This is a genomic window from Sphingobacterium sp. UBA1897, assembly GCF_002337775.1.
GTDB lineage: Bacteria > Bacteroidota > Bacteroidia > Sphingobacteriales > Sphingobacteriaceae > Sphingobacterium > Sphingobacterium siyangense.
The window spans coordinates 53,231-75,576 of the sequence record NZ_DDGR01000006.1 but is presented as its reverse complement, the minus strand read 5'-3'; the positions used below and the strand labels follow the sequence as shown (position 1 = coordinate 75,576).

At 42.5% G+C, this 22,346-nt stretch carries 25 protein-coding genes; 4 read left to right on the top strand and 21 right to left on the bottom strand.

Features of this window, described 5'->3' with window-relative positions; genetic code table 11:
- Positions 1-25: 25 nt before the first annotated feature.
- From B4N43_RS04590 to B4N43_RS04525, 14 genes are all read right to left on the bottom strand, one after another.
- Complete coding sequence (locus B4N43_RS04590; RefSeq protein WP_286733116.1) at positions 26-847, bottom strand: alpha/beta fold hydrolase; 822 nt, start codon at positions 845-847, stop codon at positions 26-28.
- 179 nt (positions 848-1,026) lie between these two features.
- Positions 1,027-3,219, bottom strand: a complete 2,193-nt coding sequence (locus tag B4N43_RS04585; RefSeq protein WP_286733114.1) for an ATP-binding protein — start codon at positions 3,217-3,219, stop codon at positions 1,027-1,029.
- Positions 3,220-3,295: 76 nt separating this feature from the next.
- On the bottom strand, positions 3,296-3,991 hold the full coding sequence (locus B4N43_RS04580; protein ID WP_286733112.1) for a LytR/AlgR family response regulator transcription factor: 696 nt from the start codon (positions 3,989-3,991) through the stop codon (positions 3,296-3,298).
- A 71-nt stretch (positions 3,992-4,062) separates the two neighbouring features.
- Entirely contained in the window at positions 4,063-4,536 is a 474-nt protein-coding gene (locus tag B4N43_RS04575) for a Dps family protein (RefSeq protein ID WP_120334015.1), read from the bottom strand.
- Positions 4,537-4,582: 46 nt separating this feature from the next.
- The gene (locus B4N43_RS04570; RefSeq protein ID WP_248931789.1) at positions 4,583-5,551 is read right to left on the bottom strand and encodes an NAD(P)H-quinone oxidoreductase; all 969 of its coding nucleotides are present in this window, start codon (positions 5,549-5,551) and stop codon (positions 4,583-4,585) included.
- Positions 5,552-5,556: 5 nt separating this feature from the next.
- Positions 5,557-6,630, bottom strand: coding sequence for a lipocalin-like domain-containing protein (locus B4N43_RS04565; RefSeq protein ID WP_286733108.1), 1,074 nt, complete (start codon positions 6,628-6,630; stop codon positions 5,557-5,559).
- Positions 6,631-6,940: 310 nt separating this feature from the next.
- Entirely contained in the window at positions 6,941-7,744 is an 804-nt protein-coding gene (locus tag B4N43_RS04560; RefSeq protein WP_286733107.1) for a helix-turn-helix domain-containing protein, read from the bottom strand.
- A 29-nt stretch (positions 7,745-7,773) separates the two neighbouring features.
- Complete coding sequence (locus B4N43_RS04555; protein WP_201668969.1) at positions 7,774-8,748, bottom strand: SDR family oxidoreductase; 975 nt, start codon at positions 8,746-8,748, stop codon at positions 7,774-7,776.
- A gap of 10 nt (positions 8,749-8,758) precedes the next feature.
- Positions 8,759-9,673, bottom strand: coding sequence for an oxidoreductase (locus tag B4N43_RS04550; protein WP_286733105.1), 915 nt, complete (start codon positions 9,671-9,673; stop codon positions 8,759-8,761).
- Positions 9,674-9,980: 307 nt separating this feature from the next.
- Complete coding sequence (locus tag B4N43_RS04545; protein ID WP_286733102.1) at positions 9,981-10,424, bottom strand: carboxymuconolactone decarboxylase family protein; 444 nt, start codon at positions 10,422-10,424, stop codon at positions 9,981-9,983.
- A gap of 243 nt (positions 10,425-10,667) precedes the next feature.
- Positions 10,668-11,474 (bottom strand): helix-turn-helix domain-containing protein, encoded by an 807-nt coding sequence (locus B4N43_RS04540; protein ID WP_286733101.1) that lies wholly within the window; start codon positions 11,472-11,474, stop codon positions 10,668-10,670.
- A gap of 130 nt (positions 11,475-11,604) precedes the next feature.
- The gene (locus tag B4N43_RS04535) at positions 11,605-12,471 is read right to left on the bottom strand and encodes an SDR family NAD(P)-dependent oxidoreductase (protein ID WP_286733099.1); all 867 of its coding nucleotides are present in this window, start codon (positions 12,469-12,471) and stop codon (positions 11,605-11,607) included.
- Positions 12,472-12,606: 135 nt separating this feature from the next.
- Positions 12,607-13,146: a carboxymuconolactone decarboxylase family protein gene (locus tag B4N43_RS04530; protein WP_248931796.1), complete on the bottom strand. Its 540-nt coding sequence runs from the start codon at positions 13,144-13,146 to the stop codon at positions 12,607-12,609.
- 104 nt (positions 13,147-13,250) lie between these two features.
- Positions 13,251-14,072, bottom strand: a complete 822-nt coding sequence (locus tag B4N43_RS04525) for an SDR family NAD(P)-dependent oxidoreductase (RefSeq protein ID WP_286733098.1) — start codon at positions 14,070-14,072, stop codon at positions 13,251-13,253.
- Between the two features lie 157 nt (positions 14,073-14,229).
- On the opposite strand from B4N43_RS04525, the gene B4N43_RS04520 reads away from it, so the two are divergent.
- Positions 14,230-15,135 (top strand): helix-turn-helix domain-containing protein, encoded by a 906-nt coding sequence (locus B4N43_RS04520; protein ID WP_201668975.1) that lies wholly within the window; start codon positions 14,230-14,232, stop codon positions 15,133-15,135.
- A 106-nt stretch (positions 15,136-15,241) separates the two neighbouring features.
- On the opposite strand, the gene B4N43_RS04515 is transcribed toward B4N43_RS04520, so the two are convergent.
- Complete coding sequence (locus tag B4N43_RS04515) at positions 15,242-15,817, bottom strand: Crp/Fnr family transcriptional regulator (protein ID WP_075992974.1); 576 nt, start codon at positions 15,815-15,817, stop codon at positions 15,242-15,244.
- A gap of 157 nt (positions 15,818-15,974) precedes the next feature.
- Between B4N43_RS04515 and B4N43_RS04510 the strand changes: the two genes are divergently transcribed.
- Genes B4N43_RS04510 through B4N43_RS04500 form a run of 3 tightly spaced genes read left to right on the top strand, consistent with a single transcriptional unit; the run spans position 15,975 to position 17,945 of the window.
- A complete protein-coding gene (locus tag B4N43_RS04510) occupies positions 15,975-16,364 on the top strand; it encodes a DUF1398 domain-containing protein (protein ID WP_286733093.1) in 390 nt (129 codons plus the stop codon).
- Positions 16,365-16,420: 56 nt separating this feature from the next.
- Complete coding sequence (locus B4N43_RS04505; protein ID WP_286733091.1) at positions 16,421-16,987, top strand: hypothetical protein; 567 nt, start codon at positions 16,421-16,423, stop codon at positions 16,985-16,987.
- Between the two features lie 22 nt (positions 16,988-17,009).
- Positions 17,010-17,945, top strand: coding sequence for a 1-phosphofructokinase family hexose kinase (locus B4N43_RS04500; RefSeq protein ID WP_286733090.1), 936 nt, complete (start codon positions 17,010-17,012; stop codon positions 17,943-17,945).
- 235 nt (positions 17,946-18,180) lie between these two features.
- On the opposite strand, the gene B4N43_RS04495 is transcribed toward B4N43_RS04500, so the two are convergent.
- The 6 genes from B4N43_RS04495 to B4N43_RS04470 form a co-directional block, all read right to left on the bottom strand.
- On the bottom strand, positions 18,181-18,438 hold the full coding sequence (locus tag B4N43_RS04495) for a hypothetical protein (RefSeq protein WP_286733087.1): 258 nt from the start codon (positions 18,436-18,438) through the stop codon (positions 18,181-18,183).
- Positions 18,439-18,568: 130 nt separating this feature from the next.
- Positions 18,569-19,012 carry a DUF5675 family protein gene (locus B4N43_RS04490; RefSeq protein ID WP_286733086.1) on the bottom strand — a complete coding sequence of 148 codons (444 nt, stop codon included), beginning with the start codon at positions 19,010-19,012 and terminating at the stop codon, positions 18,569-18,571.
- Between the two features lie 14 nt (positions 19,013-19,026).
- Positions 19,027-19,581, bottom strand: a complete 555-nt coding sequence (locus B4N43_RS04485) for a DUF6266 family protein (protein WP_070561183.1) — start codon at positions 19,579-19,581, stop codon at positions 19,027-19,029.
- A 70-nt stretch (positions 19,582-19,651) separates the two neighbouring features.
- Positions 19,652-20,338 (bottom strand): DUF6266 family protein, encoded by a 687-nt coding sequence (locus tag B4N43_RS04480; RefSeq protein ID WP_286733084.1) that lies wholly within the window; start codon positions 20,336-20,338, stop codon positions 19,652-19,654.
- 377 nt (positions 20,339-20,715) lie between these two features.
- Positions 20,716-21,099: a hypothetical protein gene (locus tag B4N43_RS04475; protein WP_286733082.1), complete on the bottom strand. Its 384-nt coding sequence runs from the start codon at positions 21,097-21,099 to the stop codon at positions 20,716-20,718.
- A gap of 100 nt (positions 21,100-21,199) precedes the next feature.
- A complete protein-coding gene (locus tag B4N43_RS04470; protein ID WP_286733080.1) occupies positions 21,200-22,222 on the bottom strand; it encodes a hypothetical protein in 1,023 nt (340 codons plus the stop codon).
- Between the last annotated feature and the right edge of the window lie 124 nt (positions 22,223-22,346).

The window sequence follows — 22,346 nt, the reverse complement described above, 5'->3', positions numbered from 1 at the left end:
GCTCACTTTTTTTGTTAAGGAAGTTTTAAGATTCAATAAAGGCTAAAATATCCTTATTGATCGTAGCAGCCTCTGTTGTAGGCATACCGTGCGGAAAGCCCGGGTAAGTAATCAAGGTTCCGTTCTTTAAGAGTTTAGCTGATTTAACGCCGGCATTTTCATAAGGAACAATCTGATCATCCTCGCCATGTAGAACTAAAACAGGAATATCAACTGCTTTCAAATCTTCGTTGAAATCTGTTTCAGAAAAAGCTTTGATACCCTCATAATGGGCAACAATTCCCCCCATCATACCCTGTCTCCACCAGTTTCTCCGAATTCCTTCCTTAATATCGGCTCCCGCTCTGTTATAACCGTAAAAAGGAAGTGTTAGATCGATATAAAATTGTTGTCTATTGTTCAAAGTCTGATCCCTGATATTATCGAATACCTCCATTGGCACACCATCGGGGTTACTTTCATTTTGTACCATGATCGGAGGAACAGCACTGATAAGTACAGCTTTCTTTGCTCTTCCATTAGCATATTTGTTCACGTAACGAATGACCTCACCTCCGCCTGTTGAGTGACCGATATGAATGACATCTTTGAGATCAAGGAATTCAACAAGTTCGGCAGCATCAGCAGCGTACTGCTCAATGGTGTGTCCATAAATATCCTGACTCGATCTGCCATGGCCTCTCCGATCATGAGTGACTACGCGATACCCTCTCTGTAGGAAGAAAATCACCTGTGCATCCCAGTCATCAGAAGATAATGGCCAGCCGTGGTGAAACATCAATACTGGTCCCTGTCCTTGATCTTTGTAAAAAATTTCTGTTCCGTCTTTTAGTTTTAAAGTGCTCATAGCTATTTGGTTTAAATGTTAATATGTATTTTCTTTTTGCTACCATAAAACTACACGAACAATTAGCCAATTTCAAAAATCATTCGACGAATGGGCAAAATGAGTCGTTAAATAGACAACAAAAAAGATCATCAAGCATGAGCTGATGATCTTTCAATTACTTATTGTTCATGTAGAACTTAGTCCGTATAGCTTGCTAATAAACGTTGAGCTTCTTCGACGGCTGCGGTAAGGATCTGCACGACTTCGGTTAAAACACCTTCCGATAAGGTGTTCTGTTCGGTTGTAAGTTCAAGTATTCCCAGTTTATCATCAAGCACAGGAAGCAATCCCATAATGGCGACGCTAGTTTTAAAATCATGTGCTCTTAATTTAAATCTGGAGAAATCCTGACTTGCATAAGCGGCCTTTAGCTCCTGAAGCTGGCCTGGAACTTTGTCGATAAACTGGCGGGTGACTGTCCGCTCGAAAGCGCTGTCCCCCCTACTTACCGAATGCATGTAAGCAAGGTCCAAATAAGTAAACTTCCCCTTATCCGCAATTTCTTCAAACTGCACTGTAGGCTGGAATCTGATGCCAAAATGTGAAATAAGCTTAAAGAGCTCTTCTTCATTGATGGGTTTGGAAATATATTCGTTCATTCCTCTGCTGAGGCATTTTTCTCGTTCACCTGCCAAAGCATGCGCAGTCATGGCAATGATCGGAATATTCAATTGCAACACTTCCCTGATGTGCTGCGTTGCAGCATAACCATCCATCTGTGGCATCTGTAAATCCATCAACACAAGGTCGGCGTGATTATTTTTTAGATACTCAACGGCCTCCTGTCCATTAGAAACAATTCCGAAATCAACATTCCATTGCCCCAGCATATGCTTCATCAGACTTTGGTTCATCGTATTATCATCAACGACTAAAATATGAAGTGGTAAATTTGAATAATCTTTGAAATAATCGGTATCGACCACCGAAGCGGCTAACAATTGCTCCTGTGCTATCCCATAAGGGATAAAAAAATTAAAAGTCGTCCCTCTTCCCTGCTCACTCTGAACCTCGATATCACCATGTTGCAGTAGAATCAGATTTTTTACAATAGACAATCCAAGTCCTGTTCCGCCATAATTGCGGGTAATGGAATCTTCGCCTTGATTAAAGCGTTCAAAAACTTCATTGATTTTTTCCTTGTCAATTCCAATTCCGGTATCTGTGACGACAAATCCAACCACAACTTCCTTTTCGCTCCTGCTCTTTTGGTAAATTTCGATATGTATACTGCCCTGTTTGGTAAATTTAATGGCATTTCCAATCAAGTTTACCAAAATCTGGGTTAACCTGGTTGCATCCCCTGTCAGTGTATCGGGAATGGAGACATCGACCTTACTTGAAATCGAAAGCCCTTTTTCTTTTGCCCGTTGAACAAAAAATGTTTCAACAGAATTTAACAATCCACTGATACTGAATGTACCGACAGTGATGCGCATCATACCAGCCTCGATTTTGGAAAGGTCCAAAATATCGTTGATGATCGTCATCAAATTCTCTCCCGACTGTTGAATGGATGATACAAACTCAGAAGAGGTCGCGTCCAGACTTCTTTTTTGCAGCAGGTTTGTAAATCCGAGAATTCCACTGAGCGGGGTTCTGATTTCGTGGCTCATATTGGCAAGGAAGTTCTCCTTGGTCTGCGCTGCAATGGAAGCTTTCTTTTCCGCAGCGTCCAATTCCTCGATCAGCACACGTTGCCGGCGGAACTGGCGTAGGATATGGAAACCGACTACCGAACCGCTCAAAATCAATAAAACCAATAGGGAAATATCGTATAGCCGTGCTTTTCTGCCCATTTCCTCACTCTGCAAGCTGAGCTCACTCATGTGCAATTGCCTACTTTTATAGATCTTCGCTGTTATTCCCGTAATTTCGTTTGAAATGATTCGGGCTCTTGGATTGGCAATTGAGGTTTGATCATCCATGTTTCCAAGAGAAAGATACCGTGCCAAAAGCTGATCACGGACTATTTTTTTGTCCATTGCAAGGACGCCCAGCCGTTGTATAAGCTTTTCTTCAACAGGATCGGAATTATCTCTGGACAAGGAATCCAGAAAGTTCTCGATCTGATTTATCTTTTTATCGATCCCTTCCAGATGGGTCGTATCGTTGGTGGCTATTGATGCTCTGATCCTACTTTCCACACCAAGGATATCGCGGTCGATTTCGCGCAGATGATTGCTCGCACGCAGCTCGTTCAGCAGTGTGTTATTGTTATGGATAAGTGCTTCTGTATTTCTGGCCGAATTGACCTGAACGGCAATCAGCAGTATTGTTCCCGCTATAAATGTCAGAATTATAAAGTAGCTAAACCGTTTACTGTTCATTATAGAATTACTTGTCATAAACAAAAGTTAAGAGGATTGGTTAAGTAATAGCTTAAGAAGAAAAACAGTAGGTGATTTAAAATACATTCATTCTTGTATTTAAAGCCTTACGGTACGCATCTGCTACCGGAATGAATGTACCGTTTATCACAATACCTCCGTCCTGTAAAGTATCTATTTTACTGATAGATACAATAAAGGACCGATGCACCCTGATAAAATCATTCTTCGGTAAACGCTCTTCCGCAGTTTTCATCTTGCCATGAATGGCAAACATCTTTTCTTTTGTATAAAATTTTACATAATCTCCCATTGCCTCAGCGTAAAAGATATCTTCAAGCTTCAGGCGCCTCGTCACGTTAGCATCTCTGACAAACAAAAATTCATCGTTACTGATATGCACATTATCCTTTCTGCTATCCAGGATTGACTGAGCTTTCTCCACGGCCTGTAAAAACCGGACAGGAGAAATGGGCTTTAAAATATAATCCGCGATATTAAGCTCAAAAGCCTCGATCGCATATTCCTTTTTGGAGGAAGTGAAAATGATGATTGTATCTTTTCCCGATAAACTTTTGGTAAGCTCAATACCTGTCATTTCAGGCATTTCAATATCCAGAAAGAGCAGGTCAACCTCGTTTTTCTGAATAAAATGGTAAGCCTCCATAGCGTTTGAAAATTCCTGCACGATGGTAAGATCCGGAACCTGCTTTGCCAAATGGGCCAAGGTCGTTCTTGCAATATCATTATCGTCAACAATCAGAGCTTTCATAGTAATAAGTATATATGTTATTATGACAAATATACTTATTACTTTCTTTTTTTATCGCTCACCAATAGCTCCTATCTAAAATAAGAACGGATCATCCATGCCATCTGTTCATGAGTTTCCATCAGTCCAGTGATAAAGTCACTGGTTCCGTAGTCTTTATATGACTCTGCAAAAGGCGTAATATTTCCACGTAAAAATTCAATGATACTTTCGTGGTCTGCCAGCAGGTCTTTCATGTAGCCAAGACCATCATTCGTCCTGTCACTATACTCGGTAAGGTGAGTCAGTTCCAGGTAGCTCTTCAGGGTTGCTGGTGCATAATGCCCGATTTTTCGTAGGCGTTCTGCAACACTATCAATAAGTTCGTCCAACTGCTTGTACTGCTCCTCAAAGAAGATATGGTTTGCATGAAAATTGTCTCCGGTGACGTTCCAGTGTGCGTTTCGGGTCTTGATATAAAGTACAGTTTCATCGGCCAATAATTTTGCCAATTGTGCAGCAACAGCATCTGTGCTTGCTTCGTTTATTCCAATGTTTGCTTTCATAATATGTATGTTTTTAGTGTTATTTTTTTAATGTAAATGACCTGCGCTATCGAACAAGAATAATTTTACCTGTGTGCGTCCCTTCTTCTAACAGCTTATGTGCTTGAATAGCTTCGCTAAAGGGAAATGTCTGAAAAATGACAGGTCTTATCTTTTTTGATTCAAGCAGCGGCCATACGTTTTTTTTAACTTCGGCTGTTAAATATTTCTTAAACTCATACTCCCGGCTTCTTAAGGTACTCCCTGTGATCGTTAGACGCTTGATCATCATCTGCCAGATGTCAAGATCCACATGACTGCCAGATACAGCATTGATATAGACAAGCCGCCCTTCAGGTTTAAGGATATTGAGGTTCTTTCGGACATAGTCCCCTCCGATCATATCCAGGATAACATCTACACCTTCCTGCATCAGTTCTTTCTCGAAATCCTGCTTTTTATAGTTGATATAAAAATCTGCCCCCAGGTCAATACAGTTCTGACCTTTTTCATCTGATCCTACGGTCACAACGACGCGTGACCCAAGCGCATGCGCCAACTGTATGCCTGTAATACCAATTCCACTATTACCTCCGTGGATCAGAAGAGTTTCACGAGGCTTCAATGCCGCTCTCTGAAAGACATTTGACCATACGGTAAAAACTGTCTCTGGTAAACTTGCAGCCTCAGCATAAGTGAGATCAGCGGGTATTTCAAGGCATTGCCCTTCACGCACAGTTACAAATTCGGCGTACCCGCCACCAGCGAGCAGTGCGCACACCTTATCGCCCACTTTAAAGTTTGCGACCTGTGGACCGCATGCTACGATTATACCAGCTATTTCCAGTCCCAGTATGTCTGCGGGTACACCGGCAGGAGGAGGATAATTGCCCTCCCGTTGAAAAATATCAGATCTATTGAGACCCGCCGCTTTTACTTCGATCAGGACTTGGTCGGCTGTGGGTATTGGTGTTTCAAATTCTCTCAGCTGCAGGACCTCGGGCCCGCCGTAGCTTGTTATTGCGACCGCTTTCATATGTTTCAATTATTTGTTCTTAAATTTTCAGCTCTTTTCCATTTCAGTTTGTGCACAACTTCTTTTCCCGCTGAGAGAAAAGGTTTGCCACTTTCCAAAAACAGATATTCATTATCAAAATGTATCAACCTATTCTGTGTTTGACCGGTCCAGTTTGGAAAAAGCGAAATAAACATCGTATGACTCAATGTCTGTTTTACTTCATCAGTATCAAATGGACCAGAATAGGCTAAATAGGTAGAGCTTTCCTGCACATACTCTTCTGCAGTAGCACCGGTCCAGTGCTCTTGACTAAAGTTCTTCCGCTTAGGATTCATAATCTGTGCTGACATATAGCCGTCAGGATTATATATGATGAGACCCTTGGGTGATTTTCCCATCGGATATGAAATATCACCATTTTCGAGCCTCACTTCGATCAGTTCCACCAAAGTCCAGGTACCGATCAGTCGTTTAAATAATGTCGCTTCCATTTTTAAAAGAGTTTTATTAGGCGCAATTAATGGTACGCCTACTTGCTGGTAGAAAGGCTGATTGTACTTTCCTGTAAGGGCTTTATTTTCGATACTTTTAGCAAAGTTCGGAGTCTCCTCATGGTTGTGTGCATCCGAAGCGGCCTGTCTTGCTGCAGCTGCATCCGAAAGATTGATGCCATTTTCTTTGATATAAGCCAGCATTTCAGGAGTAGCAGTTGCATGGATCTCATTGGTGTAAAGACAGGAGTTATCGTCAATTTTGGTGGCCTTAAGCTCCCAAAGCACCTGAACTTTTGTACGGCCTCCTTTGGTGATTGAGTCTGAAATCGAAAGCATCCGACAGTAATCCGGTTCATGGACAACGGCTACGTAATGCTGTACCATTAAGGCATCTCCTATTGTTTCGACATTAAGTGAAACCGGTTCTCCGTCAAATGTTGTGGAGATTGCTGCACCGATATGCTGGGTAGAGCATCGCTGATATTCTGCATCGGGCAGGTTCAATAACCAATCGGCAATATTTACTTTCTCAATTGGTGCATTGATGATTGCTGTAACTGCTGAATGTGACAATGCGTTTTCTGAGGTTTGAATAATTTCCATAATATTAAATTTTAAATGATTGATTTGTGTTTACTGATGTAAATCTAGGCCTATTTACCGTCCGCCGAATTTACTATCCATCGGACGGGCATAAAGTATCGTTAAAAAGGGAATATTAATCGTTGAGGCGATGAAGGATGAAGTAATCTGCAAAGCGCGCGGCGGCTCTATGTTTTTTACGTTCAGGGTGTCAGTAAATGTTCTTCTGCAATCTGATGGTTTCCTTAACGATTATTTCAGCATCAAGAACAGCATTGTAGATGAAATGTCAGGGGGAGGTTTTTTATAGTTGGACTTTTGCTACTTGGTATTAAATCCCATTTGAAACGGGCTTTGCTACCTCATTTGGTGTCTTTCCGAATTCTTTCTTGAACGCAAAAGAAAAATGCGACAGATCTTCAAACCCTACTTCAAGATAGACATCACTCGGCTTTCTGGATTGCTCGGCAATTTGAAAATAGGCCTCCTGCAATCTTTTTCTCTTGAGCCAGGTGCCCGGAGCCATTCCGAATACACGTTGAAAATCCCGCTTGAAGGTCGATAGGCTCCTCCCCGTAAAAAATGCAAACTTTTCCAGGCTGATGTTAAACCTAAAATTTTTGTTCATGTATTCCTTTAAATTAATCCGATCAGGTAACGAGAAATTGAACAATATATGAATGAGGTCAGGATTCGATTTCAACAGAATAATCAGTAATTCCTCTCTCTTGACATCAACAAAATCTGCACTGATCTCCAGATCGCCGGTATAATACGGTTCCAGGGATGTTATAAAATTCTTAATAAACCTATTTTCCGGTATGAAAATAAAGGAGTCGCCGATGGCTGATGGCCGAATTTCATAAACATGGCGTTCAAGAAAGCGCTTCAGGAATTCCTCATCCAGGGTGATGATGATTTTTTCAAATTCATCATTGTCCTTATATTTTGTATAACGTACCAAATGATTTTTCCGGGCGATACAATAGTCGCCCGGTTTCATGCTGTAGTTTTTTTCGCCGTCATAAGCCTTCATATCTCCCTTCAATAAATATAGAAAATAGTTTTCCGGTATATAGTTTTCGGGGGAGATCTCTGGACCCAGGTGACAGGATTGGATGTTGTTTACTTTCATGGTTTACCAAATATACTGATCCCTAACGTTTAATCCTGTACCTGACAAAATTTTAAACTGTCCACGCTTGCAAGTATCGCCAGTTCTTTCGCACGCGGGTGCCAGCCGAGCATTTCTGTCGCTTTTTTGTTGGACATCTTTGTATACTCTTGGGGTGGTGTAGGCTGCAGAACAGCGATTTTTCCGGCCAGTTTGGGACGTTCCTTTTTGATCAGTTCGGCTACATCATAAAAAGACATAGCCCCTTCCGAAGTTGCCAGAAATCGCTGTCCGGCCGCTTCAGGGTGTAACATCGCTTTGATATGGATATCAGCGACATCGCGAACATCTACCACACCAAATGTAAATGGTGCATTTTCCTTGACGAGTCCGTCAACAATACCCTTAACGACAGTATCCAGCGAGGCCGAGGAAATACCGCCGAGGATGGGGCCAAAAATTCCGACGGGATTAATGACCGTTAACTCCATAGCTGTGGCTGCATCCTCCATAAATTGCCAAGCGGCCTTTTCTGCAATTGTTTTTGATTTTATATAAGCCTGTATTGGTGCGTTTTCATCGGTCCAGTCGAGCTCCGTAAAAACATGATTTTTGGGATCGATGCTATAACCGATCGCAGCAAAAGAGGATGTGAGCACGACACGTTTGACGCCTGCCCTTTTCGCGGCTTTCAAGGCTCTCAACGTACCTTCTCTGGCAGGGATAATTAGCTCGTTTTCGTCTTTGGGCTGCTCGGCGAAAAATGGCGAGGCCACATGCAGGACATAGTCACATCCCTGCGCCGCTTCGTCCCATCCGCTGTCGGAAAGCAGATCGGCCTGATAAAAAGATAGCTGATCAAACGTGCTGATGCCGCCTTCGCTCAGCGCATCCAAGATTTCGTTCTTGCGGGCGAGCGTGCGCAGTGTTGTTCTTACGGTAAATCCCTGCTCAAGTAGTGCAAGAATAGTATTAACGCCTAAAAATCCGGTACCACCGGTTACTAAAACTGTTTGATTGTTCATTTCGGATCAATTATTTGAATTTGTAGGTCAACTGTATGGCGTTTTCCGCATAATCCCACAGCCTTTTGGCAAGCGCTTCATCATTCATCGCTGTGGTGTGATGATTTGATAGCGCCGGATATCCCGCATATTCTTTCGGACCATCCGGCCCGTAAAATTTTCCGCCTTCAACCGACGCATCTGTCGCTGCGAATAAGCTGGGCAAAGCTCCCTGCCAGGGATCCATCACCTGATCAAATGCAGCAAACATGCCTTCCAGATTTTCCTCCGGTATATTCCGCTGTAAATCGGTGCGCGTAACACCCGGGTGTGCCGCCACAGCAATCGCTGACATACGGGCATTTTTGAATCTCTTGTCCAGCTCATAGCTGAACAAGATATCTGCCAGTTTGCTCACCGCATATTCACGCCATTCGTCATAGCTCTTTTCCAATCTGAGGTTGTCAAAATCTATGCTATCCACCAACGTAGCCGCCCCACTGGAAAGTGTCACTACCCGGGCGTTGGCGGCCTGCTTAAGCAGCGGCAACAAATATCCTGTCAGCGCAAAATGCCCCATAAAGTTTACACCGAACTGCAATTCAAATCCGTCATCCGTTTTAGCAGCTGGAGGCACCATTACTCCGGCATTGTTGACGAGTATATCCAGTTTTGTGTGCTTTTGCATAAAATGATCTGCAAATTCCCGAACCTGTCCAATGTTTGCAAGGTCGAGTTTTCCATAGTCCAATGTTCCGGTGCCTGCCGTGTCGGATTGGATTTTTTGGATCGCATTTTTTGCTTTTTGTACATCTCGTGCAGCGATGGTCACCTGTGCACCTGCTGCATACAATGCTTTTGCTGTTTCAAACCCTATGCCCGTGTTTGATCCGGTCACGATTGCTATTTTACCTGATAAATCAGGTATATTATTTTTCGTCCACATAACCCTTTGTTTTTATTCTTCTACAAAATTCGTGGAATAGCTGTTATGCCGTTTTGTTGTGAAGTTCAATTTTTCTTTGTTGTGGAGTTCATCTTTCCGTTCTATTCCTAAGGTTAGCGATGTTGTACCAGAATTCGTTCCGTTCCAATGCTGTTACCCGGCCTTGCCCTAATTTTTGGATATCACTGCCGATCAAATCTTTGAAATGCCCTGATTTGATATGCCTGTGTCCTTTAGGAATTTTTAAATAGAGGGAGCTAACGGAATACTTCTGGTTTATTGCTACAGCTCCCTGTATTCCTGATCTTTAATCTTCAATTTCCAGATGAGTACTCAAAGCAATGCGGTTCCAGCCATTGATGGTGACGATGAGCATGATGATCTGAGCAATCTGATTTTCATTAAAAAATTGGGACGCTTTGCTGTACGTTTCTTCACTTAATCCCTCCTGGTGGATAAGGGTTATTTCCTCTGTCATTGCCAGTATGGCCTGCTCCTCTTCGGTGAAAAATTTGACAGCCTCCCTCCAGGCACTCAACAAAAAAATACGCTCCGGTTTTTCACCATTTTTAATGGCATCCTTGGTGTGCATGCTGATACAGTACGCACAGTTGTTGATCTGTGATGCACGGATTTTGACGAGCTCTTTAAGCGTTTGCGCGATCTCAATTTTCGAAAGATAACCTTCCAATCCCAACATTGCTTTGAATGCCAGTGGTTCCGTTGTGCTGATGTTGATACGTTTTTCCATGTTTCTTATTTTTTAATTTGATACTACAAATTTGAAAAATGGAGAGCCCAAAAAACTTAAACGGGTTTAAGAAAAATTCTTTTTGCGGATTTCGCTGAGATACCTCATCCAATATACCCGATCCGTGCTTACAGAGCGCCACCTACAGATAGAAGGAAAGTTCTGCCTGCGGATTTCCAGTCGAAGACGTTATAATCAATATGTCCTACTCCACAGAAGCTGCGTGGACCTTTGCACCCCTTGCTACCCTAAGTGATAGGCTATTTCCGCAACTCCCTTCTCTCCCAATCTCAGTAGATTTTTAGCCTCCGAAGTCAAAAATATATGGATGAGTTCCAAAGCAGTTTTACCTGTTTCCTGTTTTAGTACGTCACTTAAATAACGTGGCGAAATAAACAGCTGTTCGGAAATATAGGTAACGCTTGGCAACCCGTTTTTTTCCAGAGCTCCTTCATCAATATATTTTTTAAGGATATCATTGAATCTTGCTGCTATTTTTCCAATAACCTGTTCTCGGTCGACAAACTGTCTTTTGTAAAAACGCTGTGCATATTTCAAAATCGATGATATATGACTCAAGATAATCTCACGGCTATATTCATCGGGATTATTAAAATATTCACCCTTAATTTTCGCATGAAGATCCAGAATAATCTGCTCTTCTTTTGGAGAAAGTTGCAGCGCTTCCGTTACATCGTAGTCAAAGAAGCCATAATTGTTAATGCTTTTAAAGAGCTCGTGACCGTTCAGATAATCTTCGTGAATCATCAACATATAGCCTTTTTCTTCAAATTCAAGGTCTTTCATTTCAATGATCTGCCGTGGTTTGGCAAAAAATAGACAGCCATTATCGTGGTCGTATTTTGTACGTCCGTACATAAACATCCCTGATTTTATTCTTTTGAAAGCGATGATGTAACAATCTGTGGTAAATTCCCTATTTCCCAGCGGAAAGGCCGCCTGACAGCCAATCATACTGAAGAGCGGATGCTCCGGAGCGTCCCAGACATTTCCGCTGTGCAATTCTGTAAGGGTTTTATAATGTTTCATTTTATTCTTTTATAGAATGTTCGACAATCTCTTTCTATTACAACTGATTCTCTGAAGTTAAGCTAGAAAAGCAAACCAGTACAACTGTAGCAAGAAAACAATTTCTTTGTGCGGATCATTCCTAATAAATCTAGTGCCCATGTGCGGCAATGCTCACCTCTTTCCAATTTTGGATATCTTTCAATCTTTGGGTGTAAACCTCATTGACCACGTGATATGCAATTTTACCGAACAACAATCTTTGTGGAGGATTTTGATTGTCAATAAGATTCAAAACTGGGTCTACTGTCGATTCAGGTTTTCCCCATGTATCAGGATTGTCCCCTGTTTCCGCAAATGCCTCTCGTATTGGATCGTAATCGGTAATATCCGAAGAAGTCTGCACCGCTGAAGCTCCTGCCCAGTCCGTTGCAAATCCATTGGGTTCAATTAATGTTGTTTTTATTCCCAAATGTGCTGTTTCTGAACCAATCGTTTCAATTAATCCTTCGACGGCAAACTTTGAAGCATTATACAATCCTAAAAGCGGTAGCGTCGTTAATCCCAAAAAGCTGGAAATTTGAATGATATGCCCACTTCTTTGTTTTCTCATCACCGGTAAAATTGCTTGTGCTACCCAAAGTGAACCAAAAAAATTGGTTTCCATTTGGTCTCTCGCCTGCTGTTCTGTTGTTTCTTCCGTCGTTCCGAATAAACCAAAACCAGCGTTATTAATCAAAACATCAATTCTTCCAAAGTGTTTTTCTACTTTCTCCACTACTTCAAAAACTTCTGTACGGTTGTTAACATCCAGTTTCACAGGAAGAATGCTGTCACCATACTTCTCTTTTAAATCCTGCAACGCTTCAATATTTCTAGCGGAAGCAGCAACTTTATCGCCTCTTCTAAGTAAGGCCTCAGCCCATAATTTTCCAAATCCTTTGGAAGCTCCTGTTATAAAAATTATTTTGCTCATTATTTTTTCTTTTTTTGTTAATCCAAAATTATCGTTATCCATACTCATACACTAACTCATTTCAGCTGAAGAATAGCACATAATTACGATATAGCTTTAGCTCTACACCTTAGTTAAAAAGAGAGCTCCTTCAATTTCTAAAAGAAGCTCTCACCAACACGTCAATTAAAACACTTATTATAAACTTTTTGCTACCGGAAAATCAATCGGGATCTGGGTATTTGCAAAAACATAATTCGTAAAACTTCTAAGGGCAACCAAGGCTGTAAGTTCTACGAGCGCTTTCTCATCCAAACCAGCTTTATAGAAGCCTTCCATTGCAGCATTTCCGGCATTACCTTTATTGTTTGCGATCGATTGCGCAAGTTTGATGATGGCATCCAATTTAATATCTTCGACACCTCCCTTTCTGATTGCTAAAGTGTCCTCCTCACTAAAACCATTTAATTTAGCTAGCATGGTATGTGCAGCAAGACAGTAATCACAATTATTTACCTGTGACACAACCAAGTTGATCGCTTCCCTTTCCTTTGCAGTGTAAGAAGAATGATGCGCTAAGGTTGCTTCTGTTTCCAGCATCGCTTTTAAAGCTGATGAAGAGTATCCTATAGTAGCATAAAGGTTCGGGATCTTGCCCATTTTTTTCTCTACTGATGATAAAATGACCTGAGCTTCTTCGCTCAATTGTTCTTTGTTTGGAACTGTAATAGTTTTCATATTCTTATTATTTATTATTGTTTACTTGAATCTTTCAATGTCATCCCCGTCTAACGACTGATCTTTTAAAGACAAAAATCCCAAATGTGTAAAAATGCACGGCATTACCCGTGCGCTGCTTCTGAAACATCCTTCCATTCCTTCCACTGTTGAAGTTTTTCACCATACACCTTTTCTGTTTTGACATAACCCAATTTGCCCAGGAATAATCTTAACGGCGGATTTTCACTGTCAATCAGTTTTAATATAGCCGGAATAGTAGCTTCCGGAGTACCGTAATCAGTAGGGCCAAGTCCTTCAATTTTAGTTAGGCCTTCTTTCAGCGGATTATAAACATCGAGCGAATCGCCAAAAACTGCCGAACTTCCTCCAAATTCTGTTTTATAGCCATTTGGTTCGATAAGCGTTACATGGATGCCAAAATCTTTTACCTCGCTGGCCAGCGCTTCACTGAGGCCTTCCACCGCAAATTTTGTAGCGTTGTAAATGCCTAAGGTCGGAAGGCTCCATACGCCCAGTACACTTGAAAGCTGGATGATATGCCCATGTCCCTGTGCTCTGAGGATTGGCAGTGCTGCCTGTGTCACCCATAGTGTTCCGAACAGATTTGCATCGAAAACATCCCGGGCTACTTTTTCACCGATTTCTTCCACTGCACCAAAAACGCCATACCCTGCATTGTTGATCACCACATCAAGCTGACCGAAATGTTCCTTTGCTTTGTTTACGGCAGCAAATACAGCTTCTCTATCGGTAATATCCAACTGTAACGGTAATAACTGATCGCCATACTTTTCTGATAATGCTGTAAAAGCATTCGCTTTTCTGGAAGTTGCGACCACGTTGTCCCCACGTTGCAACAGTGCTTCTGTCCAAAGTTTTCCAAATCCTGAAGTTGCTCCTGTTATAAAAATTGTCTTTGCCATGTTGTTATTGTTTAAATTATTATTTGTTATTTTGATAAGACAAAGTTATATCCAGAACCGGCCTATGCTCTACTCCATATCAGCGGAAGAATAGCACAGATTTACGAAAATGTAATTTTGAAACATTTCAACAAGCAAATTCCTAAAATTAGAGACATTGGAAAAGATCAATCATTATAAAAGCATAACCGAACTTCATGAAAAAAGTGGTTTTGAAACTCCGAAGCATCCACTATTGAGCCTGATGACCTGTAAAGAACTTATGACCTATTCGGTCGGAGAAGACAGGTTCACCGGAGACTTTTATATGGTTGCTCTGAAAAAGATCAAATCGGGCTATGTGCTATATGGCAAAACGAAATACGACCACAGTAATGGATCTACCGTTTTTATGAAGCCAAGGCAGATTATTGAGGTCAGTAATGTACAGTTTGCAGAAAAGGGTTTTGTTATATTTTTTCATGAGGATTATCTGGCCGGCCATATTCTGCATGACCAAATCAAAAACTACGGCTATTTTGAGTATGAAATAAATGAAGCCCTGCACCTATCTCCTGCTGAGGAGGTTATCATGTGGGAGCTCTATGAAAAAATACGCAAGGAATATGACGAAAACTCCGACGAATTCAGCCGTGAAATTATACTGTCACATATTGATTCCATCCTAAAATATTCCGACCGCTTTTATAAAAGACAGTTTGTGGATCGAAGTAATAACGTTTCGGGAACCACGCTAAAAAGGTTCCAGACAGTATTACAGAACTATTTTGATAGCAAGATACACCTTAAAGGAGGCTTGCCCACCGTAAATTACCTTGCGGGAGAACTTTTTCTATCAAGCAGGTATCTGAGCGATCTTCTTAAACAGGAAACCGGAAAAACCGCTCTCGAACATGTCCATATTTACCTGATTAAAGAGGCGAAAAATCTATTGCTGGGATCGGACAGCAACATTTCGGGCATAGCCTATAATCTGGGATTTGAAAGCCCTTCATATTTTACCCGTTTGTTTAAAAAATTGGTAGGTGTTACACCTGCCCAATTTAAAGAAGCCAAGAATTGATTTCATAATTATGGGTGCTGATGTTCATACGTTTTTCTATGTTTCTTATTTTTTAATTTGATACTACAAATTTGAAAAATGGAGAGCCGGAAAAACCTAAACGGGTTTAAGAAAAATTCTTTTTGCGGATTTCGCTGAGATACTCGGGTGTAAAGCCCAGGTAAGAAGCCACGAGATATTGAGGTACGCGCTGGAGGAATGCAGGCTGATTTTTGAGGAATTGACGGTATAGCTCCTCCCTGGAGTGCTCGTAAAGCATCTTCACACGCATCTGTGCTGCAGCATACGCTTTTTGGTACACCATGCGAAAATACTTCTCCATGACCGGGTGCTTTTCCAGCAAATCATCGAAGGCATGCTGGCGAATGACCAGCACTTCCGTAGGCTGTACAGCCTGGATGTAAAATTCTGTCGCGGTCTGATTGATATAAGAGAAGGTCTCTGTCATCCACCAGTTTTCAATGGCGAATTCAGTTGTCTGCTGCACACCCTTTTCATTGATAAAAAATTTTCGCAGAATTCCATCCAGTACAAAATAACTTGATTTGCAGATCTGCCCTTCGGTCAATACGTTTTCTTTCTTCTTAAGGCGCTGCCGCTCAAAATATCCGGTTATATCGACAAATTCATCGTTGGAAATTATTATAAATTTATCCAGGTGTTTTTTGAACTGTTCAAGCATTATTGTACGTCTGTTTCATTATCTTTAGTTCAATTAAGATAATAAAAAATAAGATAACTTGTGCAACCTCGGTTGGCGCTTTGTTTCTTTAGTTTATTTACTTAACTACCAAATGGGAGCCTATTTGAGAGGGGTTAACACTGTAAATCAAGAAAATATGTTTACAATAGAACAAATTAAAACAGCGCATAGCCAAGTAAAATCAGGCGCGGACTTTCCTGCCTATATCCAGGAGATCAAAAAATTAGGGGTTACCGCTTACGACGTTTTTGTTGCAGATGGGCACGCTGATTATTATGGTGATAATCATTACAAAACCAGCTCACCAGCTAGTCATGAACCATTGACTATTGGTGGTACTGTTGACGCTGAACAGTTCAAAAAAGGTTTAAAAGAGCATCAACAGGGCAAAACAGATTACCCCACTTTTATGGCAATGTGCGCAACGTGTGGTATCGAAAAATGGACTGTCTTTCTTGACAAGATGACCTGCGCGTATTATGATAATGCCGGGAATGAAATTCTGGTGGAAGAAATACCGCAGTAACACGATCCGCAATTGCGCAAATACACATCGAAGTTAAATTAAACATAGGAAAGAAAATGGGCCAATACTTTTGGATTGCTATACCAGCGGAGCTATTTTTTCAATATTGCGCGGAAACGATGGAAAAACATCGGGCGCATGCCTATGTTGAGAAGATAAACCGTCGTTCAGGCCAGCGGAATTATGTGAAATATAACAAGGAAAATCAGTCGGCATTTTTGAAAAGCTTTTCATCAGCAGATTATCAGGGATTTTTCCTTTCCACCTATCCTTTTTCAGATCAGGAAACCAGCGTAGATTCAGGTGTCTTCTATGACTCGCCTGTAGCCGAATATACCATTGCAGGAAGCGGTGGTTATGAAACGGACCGGACAAGAGAAATTATCCACTTACGGCAGATCATGAAGCAAGCAGACAAATCCGCAAAAGCATTTTTTGCTGCCTTGCAGCGCAGCCTCAAAAAGATCCCCGATCTACGCGATACCTTAAGCAGTGGAAATAAAAATTATTTTTACCTGCCGACATCAAAAAGTATCATTCCCCAAAATGCCCATAGTCGGCTTATAACACTACCCTGGGAAGAACACTGCCTGAGCAAAGACCTCGTCTACCAACAGCAATGATTCACATTTATAACATAAACAAATGGCAAAATCTATTTTAACAATCACCCTGAATCCATCCGTAGACAAGAGTACCAGCGTACCACATATCGTTCCTGAAAAGAAATTGCGCTGTGAAAAACCTGTATATGAACCTGGTGGCGGCGGAATTAACGTATCTCGGGCATTGAAAAGACTTGGTTTGGAGTCAACAGCCCTTTTTACATCCGGAGGAAAGACAGGCAGTTTACTCGAAAGCTTATTGAAGCTGGAAGATATTGCTATAGATCCTATTCGGGTGAACGGCGAGACCCGCGAAAACTTTATTGTGGTTGACAGCGCAACGAATCAGCAATATCGGTTCGGGTTTCCAGGCGAACAGTTTGAGTCCAACGAACTGGAGGGGATCAGGACTTCAATTGAGGAAATCACCTATACTCCGGATTTTGTCGTTATCAGCGGTAGTATGCCCGCTGGTATGCCGCCCGAGTTTACACGATCACTGATCAATACGTACAAAACGAAGGGCAGTAAAATAATTATTGATACCTCTGGCGATGCACTTCGCCTTGCACTGGAGGAAGGTGTCTATTTAATCAAACCAAATGCCGGCGAGCTCGCTGCTCTTGTGGGAAAGGAAGAGTTGGGGCATTCCGATCTGGATATAGCCGCCCAACAGCTCATTTCGCAGGGGAAGGCTACGCTAATCGTGGTTTCGCTAGGTGCACAAGGCGCTATATTATATTCAGAAACAGAAAGAATCCAGCTGCCTTCCCCACTGGTCAAGGTACGCAGTACGATGGGCGCAGGTGACAGTATGGTCGCTGGAATGGTCTCTGTCTTAGCCCAACAGGGCGATATGGAGCATGTCCTTCAGATGGGTATCGCCTGTGGCTCGGCAACGACGATGGCGGAGGGAACTGGGCTATTCGCGAAGAAAGATGTGGATCGGCTGTTTTCGGAAATAAAGAGTAGATAAAAATTGAAGATGTTGCCTTACACATAAAGATGTTGCTTTACAAAAAGGCGCACAATCCCGTGCGCCTTTTTGTTCAACTCATCTTTTCCGTTTACCCAATTTGGCCAGCAACCTACTTGTGGCGAAACTGACCAGCGTACCCAAAGCAGCCGTCAAGGCGGTCTGCAAAACATCCCCTAGCGAGATACTGGCCCAAATGGAACAGACGGTACCGCCGATGGCCGAAATGCGGATATCATTCACTTTCATCCATCGCGCTCCTTTCTACGGTTTCTTCAGTTCCATCTTTAACGGACCTATTCTTCGGGCCGCCCGCCGAAGGATCCTTATCGTCTACCTCCGGCAGTGGCTTAGCCTCGTCCAATACCGTTTCCACAATGCCAAGCCCCAGGGCCAGGTATTTTAATAGATTGCCCACCTTACCCGGTAGCTTAACAGGTGCCGCCAATAGTAGCTGCAGCACCTGTCCTACTTTATTAAAGATCTTTTTCATCTGTATAAATTTGTTTTTCAATTGAGATGAAGCTATCAGATTTATTCATTCCCCAATATGATTGAATAAATCATGATGGTTTCATGTTTACTTTTTTAAGGGATGATCAATTTTAGGGCAGAAAGCCCTTTTACTGGACCTGTACTTCGACCAGTCCCTGCAGCATTAGTTCGACTACTAGCGGATAAAACTTTTTGTAGGCGACGCCCGAGGCTAACAGGCGATAATCGCCATCCTCCAGTACATATTGCGCGCCTACCAGAATGCAGCCAGCAGTCTCTTTGTAGCTGTTTCCTTTGTGAAAGTAGACATAGCTAAAGTCTGGAATATCAAGTATTTCTAACATACCACGATGCATCTTTGGATAGTCGTCATAATAACGGCCATTCATTGCCCCCTCGCGATTAAAACCCAGCGGGTAATGCCCGGCTGGTATGGCGGTTTCGCCCCTAATTTTCACGGGACGCGGAATATTCTCCAGACCATAGCAGACAAACTGATTGTTCACATAAATCTCGGAGAGCGTGCTATGCTTGCCCCGTTTTGTGCGGAGAACTTTTATCGTTGATTTCATACGCAAGATTTAAATTAGAAAAGACCGAGGTACTGACTTCTGGAATACAGGTTTTCATCACGATCATGTAGGAAAAGGTACAGGTGTACCGGCCGATCATGCAGAATGGAAGGCAGCTCGATCGTCATTTGGAGATCCTTGCGCAGCACCTGTTGTTCATTGATGGCTGCCTGCTCGCCAATAATATCATAAGCACAGAGTATGACCTGGTCATCCCATTGGTTATAATCTTTGATGTTGGATTCGGTTACATCCCAGCTCAGCTGTATCGTATTGGAAGTGCGTACACAGGTATTGACCGCGAGCGGAGACAGCATGCCATTGCTTATTTTTGCGAGAGCGGGCACTACCTCAAAATCCGGATATTCCCCCTGTATCACATTCGTCAGCGTATGGGACATGGCGCGGCCAAAAGCCGCCTGCACCGTGCACTTGCTATGCGCAAAACCTTTGCGGATGAGCGGGTACAGCGGATTCAAAAACCGGCGTGCCAGCCGAAAACGCTCCTGCGCAGCCTCCCTACGTGTCGGATCTGTAACCTGCTTTTTAAACTCAGAAATCACCAGCATGTCTTATCGTTTTGTGTTCAAAAATCAGGAGGAGCCACATGCTCCTCCCGTTCAATTAATCCTTCAGCGGCTAAGCCAGGTCAAATTCGCCCAAATACGTACTTTTGGATACCTTTTCAGCCTTGCGGTCGGTAAAGAAGATCCAGACATGCCCCTTGCCACCGAGCAGGTGGGCCGGAATCTGGATATCTATTGTACCGGCAGCACGAGTGGGCGGTGTAGGTGCCGTCATAAATTCATCCTTTTCAGGTGAATAGACCAAGATAATGACCTGATCATCGGCCTTGGTCTTGTACAGGCTGTTGAGGATGGTATCCCAGTAGATAGAAAGAATTCCATTATCCACAGCAGCCTCCATGCCGCCGCCGTTGAGGTAAGAGCCCGTACTGATTTCGATCTTGCTGTAATCCAAGCTAAAGTTTGGATAAGTACCGCTTACCGCCTGTGCGATGTTGAGCTGCAGTGCCACGTTTGTGGGCGTCATCTTTTCGGTTTTGGAGAGCCCAAACCCAACCTGCAGGATCGGCGTGATCGGCATCAGAAATTTGGAGATTTTCAGGAAACGGTCCTGTTGGATCAGCTGTTCTTCGGACATCCCTTTCGTCCGCTTTTTGGGCAGGCCTTTGAGGTAGTTGATGGATTTCCAGGACGAAGCTATCACCGCGCCCACTTTACCACTTGCTCTTCCGATTACACCATTGTTGATTGTTGCCATGTTGTTATTTTTTTTAAAAGTTAAACCCCATAAAGCTTTCATTTATACCGGTATGTATTGCTTTACTTCGACAAACATACTACATCAAATAGCCCCTTGTCAATAGCACAAAACAGGTTGGCGGAGACTCGTCGGCGGTACCCCGGCTTTTGTCGGAGACCTGTCGGAGGCAATCGGACATATTCCATGCACACCGTCGTCTGGCACTTCAAAAACTACGCACTTGAGAAGCTGTCTTAGCCCTTTGCTTCGTACCTGATTCGTCCCTGCTTCGGATCAGCAATAGATCTTGTACAGATACTGACCAGACCTTCACCAGTCTCCGAACAGGGAAATACTGTTCAGCAACGGATTAACAGTGGCTGCTTTTACATGCAGCCCCGAAGACAATACGAAGCAGGTACGAATAGTGTAGGGATTTAAGGCATTTGCCGCGGCCATTTTTTATATTCAGTCACATATAGCTGCACCACATCTTTTTTGAGAAAGAGATCCGCATTGCCCTCTTTATAGGTGGCTTTGAGCAGGCCTTTGGCAATACGGCGCTCGATGGTGCGCACACTTTTGCTCAAAAAATAGGCGACTTCGTGGATGGTCATCGTACCGGTCATCTTGTGGAGCTCCGTATACTGCTGTTCCTGCAGCAGGTCAAGAATACGATCCAGCTTGGCCGCTAAGGGTGTATATCCGATGCCTGATTTTAATTGAAAAGAATAGTTGATTTTTAGGTGAATAGCTGTCGCATTGGACACAAAACGAGGGGTGATCTCCTGTTGATCAGGAGATCCTTTTACAAAAAACATAAACGGGTAAGGTTAGCTCGACTAACCGCCGAAATCCAGCGCAGCAGCAGACCTGTTGTCTACTGCGCTCGGTCTATCTAAGTTTATAAAATGGGATGATTCAATTGAGCCGAATAAGGTTATCCCATCCCTCATGCGCTAGGTTATTGACATTATCCAAAAAATCCTTTAGCTTTTTTTCTTTGCGCATCCATTCGGTTATCTGCAGCAGGTTGCTGATCTCCAATTCCGTCATATTCAACTTGAGGCTGTCAAACACTTCCTTGCGAAACTCCAGGTAAGTGGCATTTGGCAATATCGGTTGACGGACGAGCATCATATTTACCCTACAGGTGCTACTGATGCGAAAATACCATTTATCAAGCCCCAACCTTTCTAGCTCCTGCACAAAATAATGGGCCTCTAGCCGGATACCATTGATCAGGACGACTTCTTTTTTTCTTTTTTGGGAAAAATAAAAGGGAACATCAAACATACGTACAGCATCCATCTGCAAGGTATTTAAATTGAATGGCGAATCTTTATACAGCACATCATAGAGTGATCCGATTACGATAGTCCTATCCAATGCACTTGGAGGTGCTATAGTTCCCGCTCTATCTGTTGTGTTTTCCTGCGACATGACCTCTTTCCCTAACAAAGCCATCACATTTTCAGTTGTTAGCCACCATAATTTGCCGTTACGAAAAACATAGATCACGTAGGCTATAAAGCCTAGACCAATAAAAGGCATATAATGCAGCAGATAGCTTCTTAACAAGCTGTACGTATCTTCGCTGCGCATAGAAGCGAAGCAATAGATAATGAAGAGATAAATCGATAGAATCGATATAGTTGTAACAAGAATTGCACAGCAGAGCTGACCTTTGGGTATACTCTTGGTCACGACCCTCCCCTTGCTCATGAGTATCAAATCAGGGTACCGCTTCTGCCAATAAGTCCAAAAGGCTTTAAGAAACATCTGCGTGAACACGACCGCAACACCAATCGCAATTGCAAATGCCACTGTCCACATCCAATAGGTCTGTGTCCAGAATCGATTCAGATAAATACCGTGATTTCCGATTAAATTAAAAAGCATGGAGATGAGTAAACTCTCCACCGTTAGTTTTAATACTTTCATATGCTATGTCAAGCTCTCTTAAATGGCTTAGGTTTCTACTGGTTTACAGATCCAATTTACTAAATAAAATCAAATATTAAGCAAAATTCATTCGCTTAAAAGAATACTTTCCTCCAAAATCCCG

What these genes read in the sequence shown, in the direction of transcription:
- B4N43_RS04550 (WP_286733105.1), bottom strand. Translation starts at nt 9,673, where the DNA reads ATGTGGACGAAAAATAATATACCTGATTTATCAGGTAAAATAGCAATC.
- B4N43_RS04495 (WP_286733087.1), bottom strand. Translation starts at nt 18,438, where the DNA reads ATGAAAAAGATCTTTAATAAAGTAGGACAGGTGCTGCAGCTACTATTG.
- B4N43_RS04580 (WP_286733112.1), bottom strand. Translation starts at nt 3,991, where the DNA reads ATGAAAGCTCTGATTGTTGACGATAATGATATTGCAAGAACGACCTTG.
- B4N43_RS04510 (WP_286733093.1), top strand. Translation starts at nt 15,975, where the DNA reads ATGTTTACAATAGAACAAATTAAAACAGCGCATAGCCAAGTAAAATCA.
- B4N43_RS04540 (WP_286733101.1), bottom strand. Translation starts at nt 11,474, where the DNA reads ATGAAACATTATAAAACCCTTACAGAATTGCACAGCGGAAATGTCTGG.
- B4N43_RS04470 (WP_286733080.1), bottom strand. Translation starts at nt 22,222, where the DNA reads ATGAAAGTATTAAAACTAACGGTGGAGAGTTTACTCATCTCCATGCTT.
- B4N43_RS04475 (WP_286733082.1), bottom strand. Translation starts at nt 21,099, where the DNA reads ATGTTTTTTGTAAAAGGATCTCCTGATCAACAGGAGATCACCCCTCGT.
- B4N43_RS04560 (WP_286733107.1), bottom strand. Translation starts at nt 7,744, where the DNA reads ATGAAAGTAAACAACATCCAATCCTGTCACCTGGGTCCAGAGATCTCC.
- B4N43_RS04570 (WP_248931789.1), bottom strand. Translation starts at nt 5,551, where the DNA reads ATGAAAGCGGTCGCAATAACAAGCTACGGCGGGCCCGAGGTCCTGCAG.
- B4N43_RS04530 (WP_248931796.1), bottom strand. Translation starts at nt 13,146, where the DNA reads ATGAAAACTATTACAGTTCCAAACAAAGAACAATTGAGCGAAGAAGCT.
- B4N43_RS04555 (WP_201668969.1), bottom strand. Translation starts at nt 8,748, where the DNA reads ATGAACAATCAAACAGTTTTAGTAACCGGTGGTACCGGATTTTTAGGC.
- B4N43_RS04500 (WP_286733090.1), top strand. Translation starts at nt 17,010, where the DNA reads ATGGCAAAATCTATTTTAACAATCACCCTGAATCCATCCGTAGACAAG.
- B4N43_RS04585 (WP_286733114.1), bottom strand. Translation starts at nt 3,219, where the DNA reads ATGAACAGTAAACGGTTTAGCTACTTTATAATTCTGACATTTATAGCG.
- B4N43_RS04535 (WP_286733099.1), bottom strand. Translation starts at nt 12,471, where the DNA reads ATGGATAACGATAATTTTGGATTAACAAAAAAAGAAAAAATAATGAGC.
- B4N43_RS04545 (WP_286733102.1), bottom strand. Translation starts at nt 10,424, where the DNA reads ATGGAAAAACGTATCAACATCAGCACAACGGAACCACTGGCATTCAAA.
- B4N43_RS04525 (WP_286733098.1), bottom strand. Translation starts at nt 14,072, where the DNA reads ATGGCAAAGACAATTTTTATAACAGGAGCAACTTCAGGATTTGGAAAA.
- B4N43_RS04575 (WP_120334015.1), bottom strand. Translation starts at nt 4,536, where the DNA reads ATGAAAGCAAACATTGGAATAAACGAAGCAAGCACAGATGCTGTTGCT.
- B4N43_RS04565 (WP_286733108.1), bottom strand. Translation starts at nt 6,630, where the DNA reads ATGGAAATTATTCAAACCTCAGAAAACGCATTGTCACATTCAGCAGTT.
- B4N43_RS04505 (WP_286733091.1), top strand. Translation starts at nt 16,421, where the DNA reads ATGGGCCAATACTTTTGGATTGCTATACCAGCGGAGCTATTTTTTCAA.
- B4N43_RS04590 (WP_286733116.1), bottom strand. Translation starts at nt 847, where the DNA reads ATGAGCACTTTAAAACTAAAAGACGGAACAGAAATTTTTTACAAAGAT.
- B4N43_RS04485 (WP_070561183.1), bottom strand. Translation starts at nt 19,581, where the DNA reads ATGCTGGTGATTTCTGAGTTTAAAAAGCAGGTTACAGATCCGACACGT.
- B4N43_RS04515 (WP_075992974.1), bottom strand. Translation starts at nt 15,817, where the DNA reads ATGCTTGAACAGTTCAAAAAACACCTGGATAAATTTATAATAATTTCC.
- B4N43_RS04490 (WP_286733086.1), bottom strand. Translation starts at nt 19,012, where the DNA reads ATGAAATCAACGATAAAAGTTCTCCGCACAAAACGGGGCAAGCATAGC.
- B4N43_RS04480 (WP_286733084.1), bottom strand. Translation starts at nt 20,338, where the DNA reads ATGAAAGCTTTATGGGGTTTAACTTTTAAAAAAAATAACAACATGGCA.